We start from the raw sequence: 15,323 nt of genomic DNA, 5'->3' as shown, positions 1-15,323 counted from the left end.
AAGTGCGCCACCCACCGTGCAGAACAAATGTTGCTTTCATTTCGATACCCTTTTGCTTGTGAACTTTCGTACTAGTTAACTAGTTCGATGGGTTATTGTCAACACCTGATTTCAGTAAATTTGCTGGAACCATTATGATGCGCAGGAAAGATTATTTTTGAGAGACGGGAGTTCGCCTTGAGCGACACGAATTATGCAGTGATTTATGACCTGCACAGTCACACAACGGCATCCGATGGACGACTGACGCCAGAAGCGTTAGTTCACCGCGCCGTCGAGATGCGCGTTGGCACGCTGGCGATTACCGACCATGACACCACAGCCGCTATTCCCGCGGCAAGCGAAGAAATTTCACGTTCTGGCCTGGCGCTGAACCTGATCCCCGGCGTTGAGATCTCAACGGTCTGGGAGAATCACGAAATTCATATTGTGGGTCTGAACATCGACATTGAAAATCCGGCGATGTGCGCGTTTCTGGCGCAACAGACGGAACGACGGCAGCAGCGTGCGCGGCTCATCGCCGACCGACTGGAAAAAGCGCATATCACTGGCGCGTGGGAAGGCGCATTGCGCCTGGCCGACGGCGGTGCGGTGACCCGCGGTCATTTTGCCCGTTACCTGGTGGAGTGCGGCAAAGCGACCACCATGGCGGATGTCTTTAAAAAGTATCTCGCGCGCGGGAAAACAGGATACGTTCCGCCACAGTGGTGTACAATAGAACAAGCTATTGATGTCATTCATCATTCTGGCGGTAAGGCCGTACTGGCTCATCCAGGTCGGTACGATCTTAGCGCTAAGTGGCTGAAAAGGCTGGTGGCATATTTTGCGCAACATCACGGTGATGCGATGGAAGTTGCGCAGTGCCAACAGTCCCCCAATGAGCGCACGCAACTGGCCACGCTTGCCCGCCAGCATCAGCTATGGGCATCGCAAGGATCTGATTTTCATCAGCCTTGTCCGTGGATCGAGTTGGGCCGCAAGCTCTGGCTGCCGGCAGGCGTTGAAGGCGTCTGGCAGACGTGGGAACAGCCGCAGAACACCACAGTGAGGGAAGTATGAGCCAGTTTTTTTATATCCATCCTGATAATCCACAGCAGCGCCTGATCAACCAGGCGGTTGAGATTGTGCGTAAGGGCGGGGTGATTGTGTATCCAACCGATTCCGGTTACGCGCTCGGTTGTAAAATTGAAGACAAAGGCGCGATGGAGCGGATTTGCCGCATTCGCCAGTTACCGGATGGGCACAACTTCACCCTGATGTGTCGCGACTTGTCCGAACTGTCGACCTATTCGTTTGTCGACAACGTGGCTTTTCGCCTGATCAAGAACAATACGCCAGGCAATTACACTTTCATTCTGAAAGGGACGAAAGAGGTGCCGCGTCGGTTGTTGCAGGAAAAACGTAAGACCATCGGTCTGCGCGTGCCGTCGAACCCGATCGCGCTTGAACTGTTGCAGACGCTGGGCGAGCCAATGCTCTCCACCTCGCTGATGTTGCCGGGCAGTGATTTTACCGAATCCGATCCGGAAGAAATTAAAGACCGACTGGAAAAACAGGTGGACCTGATTATTCACGGCGGCTATCTGGGCCAACAGCCGACGACGGTGATCGATTTAACGGATGATTCCCCGGTTGTCTTGCGCGAAGGTGTCGGAGACGTTAAACCTTTCTTATAAGGGTGCAACTCTGTATACTACGCGGCCTTAAAATGGCGCTGAGAAGCGCCGTTGATTCTCCTGTTCGACGCCTGTGAAGGCGACAGCTAAAGGAAGCTCTATGAGCGAAAAGTTACAGAAAGTGCTGGCGCGTGCTGGCCACGGCTCCCGCCGTGAAATTGAATCCATCATTGCAGCAGGTCGCGTCAGTGTAGACGGCAAAATCGCCACGCTTGGCGATCGCGTTGAAGTGACGCCCGGTCTGAAAATTCGTATCGACGGTCACCTGATTTCGGTGAAAGAGTCGGCGGAACAAATTTGTCGCGTTCTGGCCTATTACAAGCCGGAAGGCGAACTGTGTACGCGTAACGATCCGGAAGGTCGTCCTACCGTCTTCGATCGCTTACCGAAACTGCGCGGCGCGCGCTGGATTGCGGTAGGGCGTCTGGACGTCAATACCTGCGGTCTGCTGTTGTTCACCACCGATGGTGAACTGGCGAACCGTTTGATGCACCCGAGCCGTGAAGTTGAACGTGAATACGCGGTGCGCGTCTTTGGCCAGGTCGACGACGCTAAACTGCGCGATCTGAGCCGTGGCGTTCAACTGGAAGATGGCCCGGCGGCGTTTAAAACCATCAAGTTCAGCGGTGGCGAAGGGATCAACCAGTGGTACAACGTCACCCTGACCGAAGGGCGCAACCGTGAAGTGCGTCGCCTGTGGGAAGCCGTTGGCGTGCAGGTAAGCCGCCTGATCCGCGTGCGCTATGGTGATATTCCGCTGCCGAAAGGTCTGCCGCGCGGCGGCTGGACGGAACTGGATCTCGCGCAGACCAACTATCTGCGCGAACTGGTAGAACTGGAGCCGGAAACCACCTCGAAAGTGGCGGTGGAGAAAGATCGTCGTCGCATGAAGGCGAATCAGATTCGTCGTGCGGTGAAACGTCACAGCCAGGTGAGCGGCGGTCGCCGTGCTGGCGGTCGCAATAACAACGGTTAACGCTTTTGTAGGCCTGATAAGCGTAGCGCCATCAGGCAATTGCGCGGTGCCGGATGGCACCGCAAGCGCCTTATCCGCCCTGGATCAGTAGTCGATACCCATCTGGGCTTTGACCCCTGCCTCAAAGGCATGTTTGACCGGACGCAGTTCACTGACGGTATCGGCCAGCTCGAGAATATCCCGATGGCAGCCACGACCGGTGATAATCACCGTCTGGTGAGACGGTCGCGCATTCAACGCGCTAATCACCTCTTCAAGCGGCAGATAGTCATACGCCACCATGTAGGTCAACTCGTCCAGCACCACCATGTCCAGTAGCGGGTCGGCAAGCATTCGCTTGCCGTGCTCCCATACTGCCAGACAGGCCGCCGTGTCGGCCTCGCGGTTCTGTGTTTCCCAGGTAAACCCGGTCGCCATCACCTGAAATTCGACGCCGTGCGGTTCCAGCAGGTTACGCTCGCCGTTGGGCCAGGTTCCCTTGATAAACTGCACGACACCGACCTTTTTACCGTGTCCCACCGCGCGGGTGGCCGTGCCGAAGGCGGCGGTGGTTTTTCCTTTCCCGTTGCCGGTGAAAACAATCACGATACCGCGCTCATCCTGAGCCTGGGCTACCCGGGCATCAACCCGGTCCTTCACGCGCTGCTGACGCTGTTGATAACGTTCTTCACTCATTGGGCGATTCCTGGTTTGCGGCCCGGTTGGGCGTCGAAGGTCATGCCGGTCTTGCGGCGGCTGTCATCGCCCATTAGCCACAGATACAGCGGCATAATATCGGCGGGTGTTTTGAGCTTTTGCGGATCTTCCGTCGGAAAGGCGTTGGCGCGCATTCCGGTACGCGTGCCGCCCGGGTTGATGCAATTCACGCGCAGCGGGCGGTTTTGATACTCGTCCGCCAGCACCTGCATCATTCCTTCGGTGGCAAATTTAGAGGCCGCGTAGGCTCCCCAGTTGGCGCGGCCTTGTTGGCCTACGCTGGAGGAGGTGAAGACTAACGATCCGGAATCTGACTTAAGTAATAAAGGAAGCAATGCCTGGGTCAGCATAAACGTCGCGTTGACGTTGACCTGCATCACCTGTTGCCAGACCTGCGGGTCCTGCTCGATCATCGGGCAGACGTCGCCCAGTAATCCGGCATTGTGCAGGGCGCCGTCCAGACGTGGATACTGTCCGGCGACGCGCTGCGCCAGTTGATGACAATCATCAGCGGTACAGGTTAACAGATCAAGCGTAAACCACGATGGCTGACGCCCCGCTTGCTGGGCAATCATTTCGGCGACGTGGCGCAATTTCTCATCATTACGGCCTAGCAAAATAACGCTGGCACCGTAACGGGCGTAGGTCAGAGCCGCTTCCCGGCCAATGCCATCGCTGGCGCCGGTCACCAGAATGATGCGATCCTGCAAAAGGTCTTGTTTCGGTTGATAATGCATGGGGACTCCTCGGCGACATGCCTGGTCGCTCTGCTTCTCGTTGGTGTGTCGGGTTTATGCCTGAAACAGGACCCAATTTCAATCAGCCAACGGCGATAACGCCCTAAAATGAACACTTTGTCATACTTTTGTCCATCCGCATATCCCGCGAGACGACGCATTACGCCTGATGTACACTGAGCCGACGCTAAGTTGTTTAACCAAGGTGGAACGTGTGGAATTGTTGTCTGAATATGGGTTGTTTTTAGCAAAAATCGTCACCGTTGTACTGGCTATCGCGGCGATAGCCATCATTATCGTGAATGTTGCCCAACGTAAGCGCCAGCGTGGCGAACTGCGGGTTACCAACCTCAGCGAACAATATAAAGAGATGAAGGATGAACTGGCGATGGCGTTGCTGGATAGCCATCAACAGAAGCTCTGGCATAAAGCACAAAAGAAAAAGCACAAGCTGGAAGCGAAAGCCGCCAAAGTAAAAGCGAAGCAGGGCGACAGCGACACGTCGGATAAGCCGCGCGTCTGGGTGCTGGATTTCAAAGGCAGCATGGATGCCCACGAAGTCAGTTCGCTGCGTGAAGAGGTGACGGCCGTTCTGGCGGTGGTGAAACCGCAGGATCAGGTGGTGGTGCGTCTGGAAAGTCCCGGCGGCGTTGTCCACGGCTATGGTCTCGCCGCATCACAACTGCAACGCTTACGCGATAAGAACATCCCGCTGACCGTGACGGTGGACAAGGTCGCGGCGAGTGGCGGTTACATGATGGCCTGCGTGGCGGACAAAATTGTCTCGGCCCCCTTTGCGATTGTCGGCTCAATTGGCGTGGTCGCGCAGATCCCCAACTTTAACCGCTTCCTGAAAGGAAAGGATATCGATATCGAGTTGCATACCGCCGGACAGTACAAACGGACCCTGACGCTGTTGGGTGAGAACACTGAAGAAGGGCGGCAGAAATTTCGTGAGGATTTGAACGAAACCCATCTCCTGTTTAAAGATTTTGTTCATCGTATGCGTCCGACTCTGGACATTGAGCAGGTCGCCACCGGTGAACACTGGTATGGACAGCAGGCGCTGGACAAAGGACTCATTGATGAGATAAATACCAGCGACGAGGTGATCCTGGGATTAATGGAAGGGCGAGAGGTGTTTAACGTTCGTTATCTGCAGCGTAAGAAACTGGTGGATCGCGTAACCGGCAGTGCCGCTGAAAGTGCCGACCGTCTGCTACTACGCTGGTGGCAGCGCGGACAAAAACCGCTGATGTAAAAAGCCATATTAACGAAAAACGCGAGGCCTGAAGCCTCGCGTTTTTGCTTTAATCGATCAGGTGATACTTTTCAGAAAGCACATGCGCCAGATGTTTAAACATATTGAACACGGCAGTGCTCTTTGGCGTGGGTAAACCTTGCTCGTCTAAAAAGTAATCCCCACTGAAGACCAACACCCCATTTCGCTGGGTTACACCGGTGGCAACAATGCCGGCCAGCGTATCTTCATGCTCACGAATGATTTTGTTGGCTTCAATCAACAGCGTTTCGCGATCGATAGGTTGTGTCTCTTTGCGCATTTTTTACTCCTTAAACAAGGACATTAGTCTACGCCGACCGACTCTTTTGGGCAAATATTCCCTGAGCGTGATCAGGGGGTTGTCAACCTTTGCTGACTGGCAGGATTTGTTTTTGCATGCTAATAAAGTTGCGTAACGAATTTTATCAGGTACAGTGTGACGCTTTCGTCAACCAGGCAACAGATTTGCTTGACATTCGACCGAAATTCCGTCGTGCTATAGCGCCTCTGTGCGAAAAAACCTGTTAACTCAGTCACCTGGCTATTTAGTGTACAGAGTCAGTACAAAGGGTTGATATCCACAGACGCAGGGACCATATCCGTGGCTCGTCGTCTGTAGATGGTGTATCAATGTGCGACGCATTCCTGGAAGAATCAAATTAGGTAAAGGTGAATATGGGTAAAGCTCTTGTCATCGTTGAGTCCCCGGCAAAAGCCAAAACGATCAACAAGTATCTGGGTAATGACTACGTGGTTAAGTCCAGCGTTGGTCATATCCGTGATTTGCCGACCAGTGGCTCAGCAGCTAAAAAGAGCGCCGACTCTACCTCCACCAAAACGGCTAAAAAGCCCAAAAAGGATGAACGTGGCGCGCTCGTCAACCGTATGGGTGTTGATCCGTGGCACAACTGGGACGCGCACTATGAGGTGCTGCCCGGTAAAGAGAAGGTCGTCTCTGAACTGAAACAACTGGCTGAAAAAGCCGACCACATCTATCTCGCAACCGACCTTGACCGCGAAGGGGAAGCCATTGCATGGCACCTGCGGGAAGTGATCGGTGGTGATGAGTCGCGTTACAGTCGCGTGGTGTTTAACGAAATTACGAAGAATGCGATTCGTCAGGCATTTGAAAAGCCGGGCGAACTGAACATTGATCGAGTAAACGCTCAGCAGGCGCGTCGCTTTATGGACCGCGTGGTGGGGTATATGGTCTCGCCGCTGTTGTGGAAGAAGATTGCCCGCGGCCTGTCAGCTGGTCGCGTACAGTCCGTGGCGGTGCGTCTGGTCGTTGAGCGTGAGCGCGAAATTAAAGCGTTTGTTCCGGAAGAGTTCTGGGAAATTGACGCCAACACCACTACGCCTTCCGGCGACGCGCTGCCCTTGCAGGTGACCCATCAGAACGATAAGCCGTTCCGTCCGGTGAATCGCGAGCAGACGCTTGCGGCGGTGAGCCTGCTGGAGAAAGCGCGCTACAGCGTTCTGGAACGTGAAGACAAGCCGACCAGCAGCAAGCCGGGCGCGCCGTTTATCACCTCAACCCTGCAACAGGCGGCCAGTACGCGTCTCGGTTTTGGTGTGAAAAAGACCATGATGATGGCGCAGCGTCTGTACGAAGCGGGCTACATCACTTATATGCGTACCGACTCGACCAACCTGAGTCAGGACGCCGTAAACATGGTGCGCGGTTATATCGGCGACAATTTTGGCAAGAAATATTTGCCAGAAAGTCCGAATCAGTACGCCAGCAAAGAAAACTCACAGGAAGCGCACGAAGCGATTCGTCCTTCTGATGTCTCCGTGCTGGCGGAAACGCTGAAGGATATGGAAGCCGATGCGCAGAAACTGTATCAACTGATCTGGCGTCAGTTTGTCGCCTGTCAGATGACGCCGGCGCAGTACGACTCCACCACGCTGACCGTTGGCGCGGGTGATTTCCGTCTGAAGGCGCGCGGTCGTATTCTTCGCTTCGACGGCTGGACGAAGGTGATGCCAGCGCTGCGTAAAGGTGACGAAGACCGGACGCTGCCGGCAGTCAATAAAGGCGATGCGCTGTCTCTGGTTGAACTGACCCCGGCTCAGCACTTCACCAAACCACCGGCGCGCTTCAGCGAAGCCTCACTGGTGAAAGAGCTGGAAAAACGCGGAATTGGCCGTCCGTCGACCTATGCGTCGATCATTTCGACCATCCAGGATCGTGGCTATGTGCGCGTGGAAAACCGTCGCTTCTATGCGGAAAAAATGGGTGAGATTGTCACCGACCGCCTGGAAGAGAATTTCCGCGAGCTGATGAACTACGATTTCACCGCGCAGATGGAAAACAGCCTCGACCAGGTCGCGAATCACGAAACCGAATGGAAAGGCGTGCTCGACAACTTCTTCAGTGATTTTACTCAGCAGCTGGACAAAGCTGAGAAGGATCCGGAAGAAGGGGGGATGCGTCCGAACCAGATGGTGTTGACCAGCATCGACTGCCCAACCTGCGGGCGCAAAATGGGGATTCGTACCGCCAGTACCGGCGTGTTCCTCGGTTGCTCCGGCTATGCGCTGTCGCCGAAAGAGCGCTGCAAAACCACCATTAATCTGGTGCCGGAAAACGAAGTCCTGAACGTGCTGGAAGGTGATGACGCGGAAACCAATGCCCTGCGCGCCAAGCGTCGTTGTCAGAAGTGCGGCACGGCGATGGACAGCTACCTGATCGATCCGAAGCGTAAGCTGCACGTCTGTGGTAATAACCCGACCTGCGACGGCTACGAGATCGAAGAGGGTGAATTCCGCATCAAAGGGTATGACGGTCCGATCGTCGAGTGCGAAAAATGTGGTTCTGAGATGCACCTGAAGATGGGGCGTTTCGGTAAGTACATGGCCTGTACCAACGACGAGTGCAAAAACACCCGTAAAATCCTGCGTAACGGTGAGGTTGCGCCGCCGAAAGAAGATCCGGTTCCGCTGCCAGAGTTGCCGTGTGAAAAATCGGATGCGTATTTCGTGCTGCGTGATGGTGCCGCCGGGGTGTTCCTGGCCGCCAATACCTTCCCGAAATCCCGTGAAACGCGTGCGCCGCTGGTGGAAGAGTTGTTCCGCTTCCGTGACCGCCTGCCGGAAAAACTGCGTTATCTGGCCGATGCGCCTCAGCAGGATCCTGAAGGCAATAAAACGCTGGTGCGTTTTAGCCGTAAGACCAGGCAGCAGTATGTTGCTGCTGAAAAGGACGGGAAAGCGACCGGCTGGTCAGCCTTCTTTGTTGATGGCAAATGGGTTGAAGGCAAGAAGTAATCGCCCACGGTTCTGTCGTTGTGAAGAGGGTCGCGTAAGCGGCCCTTTTTTTGTTTTTATTGCGGGCTTATTATTTTTTAGTCATCCCTATACAGTCCGGCTATTAATGATATAGTGGTTATAGTTAATGGCTTTTTTATTATTAAATCGTATTAGCAGCGCCCCTCAGCCTGCTCTGAAACGATGACCTGATGGCGCTAATCTGGATGGTTTAACATGAAATTACAGCAGCTTCGCTACATCGTTGAGGTGGTTAACCACAACCTTAACGTCTCCTCCACCGCGGAAGGACTTTATACCTCGCAGCCGGGTATCAGTAAGCAGGTCCGCATGCTGGAAGATGAACTTGGCATCCAGATTTTTGCCCGTAGCGGTAAGCATCTGACTCAGGTGACGCCAGCAGGCCAGGAGATAATCCGCATTGCGCGCGAAGTGCTCTCCAAAGTGGATGCGATAAAGTCGGTTGCCGGTGAGCATACCTGGCCGGATAAGGGCTCACTCTATATCGCGACAACACATACCCAGGCACGTTATGCGTTGCCGAACGTGATTAAAGGTTTTATAGAGCGCTATCCGCGCGTGTCGTTGCATATGCACCAGGGATCGCCGACGCAGATTGCTGAGGCGGTTTCGAAAGGTAATGCCGATTTTGCCATCGCTACGGAAGCGCTGCATCTGTATGACGATCTGGTGATGCTGCCATGCTATCACTGGAATCGCTCGATTGTGGTGACGCCCGAACATCCGCTCGCCAATAAAGCCTCAGTGTCCATTGAAGAACTGGCGCAGTATCCGTTGGTGACGTACACCTTTGGCTTTACCGGTCGTTCCGAACTGGATACCGCCTTTAACCGCGCAGGGCTGACACCACGTATTGTTTTCACGGCGACTGATGCGGATGTGATCAAAACCTACGTGCGTTTAGGCTTAGGGGTAGGGGTGATCGCCAGCATGGCGGTTGATCCACTGTCGGACCCGGATCTGGTTCGCGTGGATGCGCACGATGTCTTCAGCCACAGCACGACCAAAATCGGTTTCCGTCGCAGCACGTTCCTGCGCAGTTACATGTATGATTTCATTCAACGTTTCGCACCGCATTTGACGCGTGACGTGGTGGATACCGCCGTGGCATTGCGCTCGAATGAAGAAATTGAAGAGATGTTTAAAGATATAAAATTGCCTGAAAAGTAATTGCCACAGAAACTGTCGGTATCTTTTGTTCGCAGGGGATACCGAAAGTTTTAATTAAATCACAATTCTGTTTATTAAGGCTGACGCAATAATAATATCCACACGGGAGTTATGGATAATCAGTCGTAAAGTAGTGTCTTATTCCCCGCCTCGCAAATTTCCTATTCCAAATATTTATTTTCGATCAAAAGATTGATTTATTCACTGGAAACGATTCGTAAATTCACTGGATTTTTGACTAAAGTTTCATTAGGATTTGTCTCATCTGATGATTAATTGTACCGATTGTTGGTGCCTAAATGATAAGTGATGTCGATTGTATGAGGTTAGCAATGCCGTCTGAAAACCAGGAACCACGTCGGGACCCTGAGATGAAACGCAAAGCATGGCTTGCGGTTTTCCTGGGCTCAGCGCTGTTTTGGGTCGTGACTGCACTGTTGATCTGGAATGCCTGGGGGTAAACATGGTTGTTCACGACTCACAACAGACGTCTTTACCCACATGTCACTCTGGTGACACGGTGCGAGAAACGAAAAAAGGCGCGTGCGTGAAAACGGTTCCCGAAAACTGGAAGTTGACTCAACAACAGCAAGCATTTATTGCGTTATTCGACGAAGACGAACAACAGAAACAATAATCGTCCCCATTCTTATTACCGTTTTTTGTACTGACAAATTATTGCGGTACGCTTTTACATATACACCACAGCAATAAATAGTTGAGAAAGTCTCAACACAATGTATTAAACAAAAACGGGTGTAGCCGATGCTTAGTGCAAATATGAAATACTGGTCCTGGATGGGCGCATTTTCCGTCTCGCTGCTCTTTTGGGCTGAACTGTTCTGGATCGTGATGAATTAATCTCAAACCTCGCTGCGGCGAGGTTTTCGTTTTCTCTCTTTCATATACTCGTTCGTCCTCGCGTCTGTACCCTCTGTACCCATTGTTCGGTTTCTCCTCTTTTATCAATTCGGGTTGTTATCAAAACGTTACAGTGTGTTTGTGTTATCTTTAATATTCACCCTGAAGAGAATCAGGGCATCGCAACCCTGTCATTAAGGAGGAGCTATGTCGTCAACCCTACGAGAAGCCAGTAAGGACACACTGCAGGCCAAAGACAAAACCTACCACTACTACAGTCTGCCGCTGGCTGCGAAATCTCTGGGCGATATCACCCGTCTGCCCAAATCACTGAAAGTCTTACTGGAAAACCTGTTGCGTTGGCAGGACGGCGATTCCGTCACACAAGAGGATATCCTGGCGCTGGCAGGGTGGCTAAAGAGCGCCCATGCCGATCGCGAGATTGCCTACCGTCCTGCACGCGTGTTGATGCAGGACTTTACCGGCGTTCCGGCGGTGGTGGATCTCGCCGCGATGCGCGAAGCGGTGAAACGCCTGGGCGGCGATACCGCGAAGGTGAACCCTCTGTCGCCGGTGGATCTGGTTATTGACCACTCCGTGACCGTTGACCATTTTGGCGATGACGATGCGTTCGAAGAGAACGTGCGCCTCGAAATGGAGCGTAACCACGAGCGCTATGTGTTCCTGAAATGGGGCCAGCAGGCCTTCAGTCGCTTTAGCGTCGTGCCGCCGGGAACCGGCATTTGCCACCAGGTTAACCTGGAATACCTCGGCAAAGCGGTCTGGAGCGAGTTGCAGGACGGTGAATGGCTGGCTTATCCGGATACGCTGGTCGGCACTGACTCACACACCACCATGATTAACGGTCTGGGCGTTCTGGGCTGGGGCGTGGGCGGTATAGAGGCTGAAGCGGCGATGCTGGGACAACCGGTTTCGATGCTGATCCCGGATGTGGTGGGCTTCAAACTGACCGGAAAACTGCGTGAGGGGATTACCGCAACGGATCTCGTGTTGACCGTCACTCAGATGCTGCGTAAGCACGGCGTGGTCGGAAAATTTGTCGAATTTTATGGCGACGGCCTGGACTCCTTACCGTTGGCTGACCGCGCCACCATCGCCAATATGTCGCCGGAGTATGGCGCGACCTGCGGCTTCTTCCCGATCGACAGCGTGACGTTAGACTACATGCGCTTGAGCGGGCGCAGTGAAGATCAAATCGAACTGGTTGAGAAATACGCGAAAGTGCAGGGCATGTGGCGTAACCCCGGCGATGAACCGGTCTTCACCAGTACCCTGGCGCTGGATATGAATGATGTCGAGGCGAGCCTTGCCGGACCGAAACGTCCGCAGGATCGCGTCGCGCTGGGCGATGTGCCGAAAGCCTTTGCCGCCAGCAGTGAGCTGGAACTGAACACCGCGCAGAAAGATCGTCAACCGGTGGAGTACGTGCTGAACGGCCAGTCATACCAACTCCCTGACGGGGCTGTGGTGATTTCGGCGATAACGTCCTGCACCAACACCTCTAACCCGAGCGTGCTGATGGCGGCGGGTCTGTTGGCGAAAAACGCGGTGACGTTGGGACTGAAACGTCAGCCGTGGGTGAAAGCCTCGCTGGCACCGGGGTCGAAAGTGGTGTCGGATTATCTGGCCAAGGCGAAACTGACGCCGTATCTCGATGAACTGGGTTTTAACCTGGTGGGATATGGCTGCACGACCTGTATTGGTAACTCAGGGCCGCTGCCGGAACCTATCGAAACCGCGATTAAGAAGGGCGATCTTACCGTTGGCGCCGTGCTGTCAGGCAACCGTAACTTTGAAGGTCGTATCCACCCGCTGGTGAAAACCAACTGGCTGGCGTCTCCGCCGCTGGTGGTCGCCTATGCCCTCGCGGGCAACATGAACATCAACCTGGCGAAAGATCCGCTCGGTCATGACCGCAAAGGCGATCCGGTCTACCTGAAAGATATCTGGCCGTCGGCGCAGGAAATTGCCCGTGCGGTGGCGTTGGTCTCCTCAGAGATGTTCCACAAAGAATATGCGGAAGTGTTCGAAGGGACGCCAGAGTGGAAAGCGATCAACGTTGACCGCTCAGACACCTACGGCTGGCAAAACGATTCGACCTACATTCGCCTGTCGCCGTTCTTTGACGAGATGCAGGCGCAGCCCGCACCGGTGACCGATATTCACGGCGCGCGCATTCTGGCGATGCTGGGGGATTCGGTGACCACCGACCACATTTCCCCAGCCGGGAGCATTAAGGCCGACAGTCCTGCCGGGCGTTATCTGCAAAGCCGTGGCGTGGAGCGCAAAGACTTTAACTCCTATGGCTCACGACGTGGGAATCATGAGGTGATGATGCGCGGCACGTTCGCCAACATTCGCATCCGTAACGAAATGGTGCCGGGTGTGGAAGGGGGAATGACGCGGCATCTTCCCGGCACGGAGGTGCTGTCTATCTATGACGCGGCAATGCAGTATCAGCAGGAGAACATTCCGCTGGCGGTGATTGCCGGCAAAGAGTACGGTTCGGGTTCCAGTCGTGACTGGGCTGCTAAAGGGCCGCGACTGCTGGGCATTCGCGTGGTCATCGCGGAGTCGTTCGAACGAATCCACCGCTCTAACCTGATTGGGATGGGTATCCTGCCTCTGGAATTTCCGCAGGGTGTGACGCGAAAAACACTGGGGCTGACAGGGGAAGAGGCAATCGACATTGCCGATCTGCAAAAACTGAAACCTGGCGCGACGGTGCCGGTGACGTTAACCCGGGCTGACGGGCACAAAGCGGTGGTGCAGTGCCGCTGTCGTATCGATACGGCGACCGAGTTAACCTACTACCAGAACGACGGTATCTTGCATTATGTGATTCGCAATATGCTGAAGTAAGCGATAAAAAAAAGCCTGCATGACACGATGCAGGCTTTTTTAATGCATTGCTTTTAACGTATTCGTATTGCTTATTTACTCAACAGGTGGCCCATCTTGGCGGCTTTGGTATCCAGATAATGTTCATTATTGGGATTACGGCCAACAATCAGCGGGACCCGCTCCACAATATTAATTCCCGCTTCACTGAGAATTTCGACTTTCTTCGGGTTATTGGTGAGCAGACGCACTTCATCAACGCCCAGCAGCTTGAACATATCGGCGCAGAGGGTGAAATCACGTTCATCTGCGGCAAAACCCAACTGATGATTGGCCTCTACGGTGTCGTAGCCCTGGTCCTGCAACGCGTAGGCGCGAATCTTATTGAGCAGGCCAATGTTACGTCCTTCCTGACGATGATAAAGCAGAATTCCGCGTCCTTCTTCCGCGATATGCGTCAGGGCGGCTTCCAGCTGAAAACCACAGTCGCAGCGCAGACTGAACAGGGCATCGCCCGTCAGACATTCTGAATGGACACGGGCCAGAACCGGCGTCTGACCAGAAATATCGCCATACACTAACGCGACGTGATCGTGCCCGGTTGCCAGTTCTTCAAATCCCACCATCAGGAAATCGCCCCATGGGGTTGGCAGTTTGGCTTCTGCCACTCGTTTAAGCTGCATGTGTTTCTCCAGATAATGCCGGCACGCGATGTAGTGCCGTTGCCTGTTGGCTTATCTTCTTATTTTGCCATAAGGCAACGGACTTCACCTAATCGCTGCCGCCCAATCGTCATGCGAATGGCACAAATCTGTCAATTTCCCCGAACAGAGGATTTTTCGGTTATGATTGTGGCACTTATCCGTCAAAGAGGTATACATGCTGTCGATTGCAAAGCGTACTGCGGCTGGTGCGGGATTATTGCTGATTATGCCCGTTGCCGTGTGGGTGTCCGGCTGGCGCTGGCAACCGGGTCAGGATTCCGGATGGCTAAAAGTGATGTACTGGATAACGGAAACGGTCACCCAACCGTGGGGCATTATCACGCATGTCATTCTTTGCGGCTGGTTCCTCTGGTGCTTACGCTTTCGCCTTAAAGCAGCCGTGATGCTTTTTACCATTCTGGCGGGTGCTATCCTGATGGGTCAGGGCGTCAAGTCGTGGGTTAAGGACCAGGTACAGGAACCTCGTCCTTTCGTGATATGGCTGGAAAAAACGCATCATATCCCGGTTGATGAGTTCTACACTTTAAAACGTAAGGATCGCAGTGACCTGGTGAAGGCGCAACTCTCAACCCAGCAGGATATTCCGCTGTTTTTACGCCAGCACTGGCAAAAAGAGACCGGGTTTGCGTTTCCGTCCGGTCACACGATGTTTGCCGCAAGCTGGGCGCTGCTCGCCGTGGGGTTATTGTGGCCGCGCCGGCGGACAATGACGATTGCCCTTTTGCTGGTGTGGGCGACGGGCGTCATGGGCAGTCGTATGCTGTTGGGCATGCACTGGCCGCGCGATCTGGTGGTCGCGACGCTGATCTCCTGGGCGCTGGTAACGCTGGCGACCTGGCTTGCGCAGCGGTTCTGCGGGCCGCTCACGCCGCCGCCGGAAGAAAGGCAGGAGATTGTCGAACGCGAGCAAAACGGCTGACCGGGGTTGATTTTACCCGGTTTGCCCTTAAATCATCCGATAGCCGACTGCTTTCCCATTTCGCAGACGCCGTGAAAATGGTAATTTAAAAGGCTAAATGCGGTAAGTTGAACACGATTTATTCG

At 54.0% G+C, this 15,323-nt stretch carries 15 protein-coding genes and 1 other annotated feature (1 of these 16 only partly in view); of the genes, 11 read left to right on the top strand and 4 right to left on the bottom strand.

Going from position 1 to position 15,323, the window contains the following annotated elements; translation table 11 throughout:
* Positions 1-19 (bottom strand) — a sequence feature (Trp leader region) (it extends 76 nt beyond the left edge of the window).
* A 158-nt stretch (positions 20-177) separates the two neighbouring features.
* The 3 genes from rnm (at position 178) to rluB (ending at position 2,652) form a co-directional block, all read left to right on the top strand.
* Positions 178-1,059 (top strand): RNase RNM, encoded by an 882-nt coding sequence (gene rnm, locus OGY35_RS21370; protein ID WP_152404364.1) that lies wholly within the window; start codon positions 178-180, stop codon positions 1,057-1,059.
* Positions 1,056-1,676, top strand: coding sequence for an L-threonylcarbamoyladenylate synthase (locus OGY35_RS21365; RefSeq protein ID WP_043000530.1), 621 nt, complete (start codon positions 1,056-1,058; stop codon positions 1,674-1,676). The genes rnm and OGY35_RS21365 overlap by 4 nt, the downstream gene beginning before the upstream one ends.
* Before the next feature lie 100 nt (positions 1,677-1,776).
* Entirely contained in the window at positions 1,777-2,652 is an 876-nt protein-coding gene (gene rluB / locus OGY35_RS21360) for a 23S rRNA pseudouridine(2605) synthase RluB (RefSeq protein WP_043000531.1), read from the top strand.
* A gap of 84 nt (positions 2,653-2,736) precedes the next feature.
* Here rluB and cobO read toward each other — a convergent pair whose 3' ends face one another.
* Together cobO and OGY35_RS21350 are read right to left on the bottom strand one after the other, a co-directional pair.
* Positions 2,737-3,327 (bottom strand): cob(I)yrinic acid a,c-diamide adenosyltransferase, encoded by a 591-nt coding sequence (gene cobO / locus OGY35_RS21355; protein ID WP_195293726.1) that lies wholly within the window; start codon positions 3,325-3,327, stop codon positions 2,737-2,739.
* The gene (locus OGY35_RS21350) at positions 3,324-4,085 is read right to left on the bottom strand and encodes a YciK family oxidoreductase (protein WP_178827583.1); all 762 of its coding nucleotides are present in this window, start codon (positions 4,083-4,085) and stop codon (positions 3,324-3,326) included. The genes cobO and OGY35_RS21350 overlap by 4 nt, the downstream gene beginning before the upstream one ends.
* 214 nt (positions 4,086-4,299) lie before the next feature.
* On the opposite strand from OGY35_RS21350, the gene sohB reads away from it, so the two are divergent.
* Positions 4,300-5,346 carry a protease SohB gene (gene sohB, locus OGY35_RS21345; protein WP_152404373.1) on the top strand — a complete coding sequence of 349 codons (1,047 nt, stop codon included), beginning with the start codon at positions 4,300-4,302 and terminating at the stop codon, positions 5,344-5,346.
* 49 nt (positions 5,347-5,395) lie between these two features.
* Here sohB and OGY35_RS21340 read toward each other — a convergent pair whose 3' ends face one another.
* Entirely contained in the window at positions 5,396-5,647 is a 252-nt protein-coding gene (locus tag OGY35_RS21340; RefSeq protein ID WP_042318668.1) for a YciN family protein, read from the bottom strand.
* Between the two features lie 395 nt (positions 5,648-6,042).
* Between OGY35_RS21340 and topA the strand changes: the two genes are divergently transcribed.
* The 6 genes from topA to acnA all read left to right on the top strand — a co-directional run bounded on the left by topA (position 6,043) and on the right by acnA (position 13,575).
* Entirely contained in the window at positions 6,043-8,640 is a 2,598-nt protein-coding gene (topA, locus tag OGY35_RS21335; RefSeq protein WP_286633407.1) for a type I DNA topoisomerase, read from the top strand.
* 216 nt (positions 8,641-8,856) lie between these two features.
* Positions 8,857-9,831 (top strand): HTH-type transcriptional regulator CysB, encoded by a 975-nt coding sequence (gene cysB, locus OGY35_RS21330; RefSeq protein ID WP_152404376.1) that lies wholly within the window; start codon positions 8,857-8,859, stop codon positions 9,829-9,831.
* A gap of 299 nt (positions 9,832-10,130) precedes the next feature.
* A complete protein-coding gene (locus tag OGY35_RS21325; RefSeq protein WP_502872711.1) occupies positions 10,131-10,292 on the top strand; it encodes a YmiA family putative membrane protein in 162 nt (53 codons plus the stop codon).
* Positions 10,217-10,468: a YciX family protein gene (locus OGY35_RS21320; protein ID WP_502872710.1), complete on the top strand. Its 252-nt coding sequence runs from the start codon at positions 10,217-10,219 to the stop codon at positions 10,466-10,468. Before OGY35_RS21325 ends, OGY35_RS21320 begins: the two co-directional genes overlap by 76 nt.
* A 128-nt stretch (positions 10,469-10,596) precedes the next feature.
* The gene (gene ymiC / locus OGY35_RS21315) at positions 10,597-10,692 is read left to right on the top strand and encodes a small membrane protein YmiC (RefSeq protein WP_286633404.1); all 96 of its coding nucleotides are present in this window, start codon (positions 10,597-10,599) and stop codon (positions 10,690-10,692) included.
* Between the two features lie 207 nt (positions 10,693-10,899).
* The gene (gene acnA, locus OGY35_RS21310; protein ID WP_286633402.1) at positions 10,900-13,575 is read left to right on the top strand and encodes an aconitate hydratase AcnA; all 2,676 of its coding nucleotides are present in this window, start codon (positions 10,900-10,902) and stop codon (positions 13,573-13,575) included.
* A gap of 71 nt (positions 13,576-13,646) precedes the next feature.
* Here the strand turns inward: acnA and ribA are convergent, their stop codons facing one another.
* Complete coding sequence (gene ribA, locus OGY35_RS21305; protein ID WP_042318727.1) at positions 13,647-14,237, bottom strand: GTP cyclohydrolase II; 591 nt, start codon at positions 14,235-14,237, stop codon at positions 13,647-13,649.
* 196 nt (positions 14,238-14,433) lie between these two features.
* Between ribA and pgpB the strand changes: the two genes are divergently transcribed.
* Positions 14,434-15,198 (top strand): phosphatidylglycerophosphatase B, encoded by a 765-nt coding sequence (pgpB, locus tag OGY35_RS21300; protein WP_286633400.1) that lies wholly within the window; start codon positions 14,434-14,436, stop codon positions 15,196-15,198.
* Positions 15,199-15,323 lie beyond the last annotated feature (125 nt).

This window comes from Citrobacter sp. Ct235, assembly GCF_030332305.1.
In the GTDB taxonomy this organism is placed as follows: Bacteria; Pseudomonadota; Gammaproteobacteria; order Enterobacterales; family Enterobacteriaceae; genus Citrobacter_A; species Citrobacter_A telavivensis.
The sequence above is the reverse complement of the archived record's forward strand: the minus strand, read 5'-3'. Positions and strand labels throughout refer to the sequence as shown.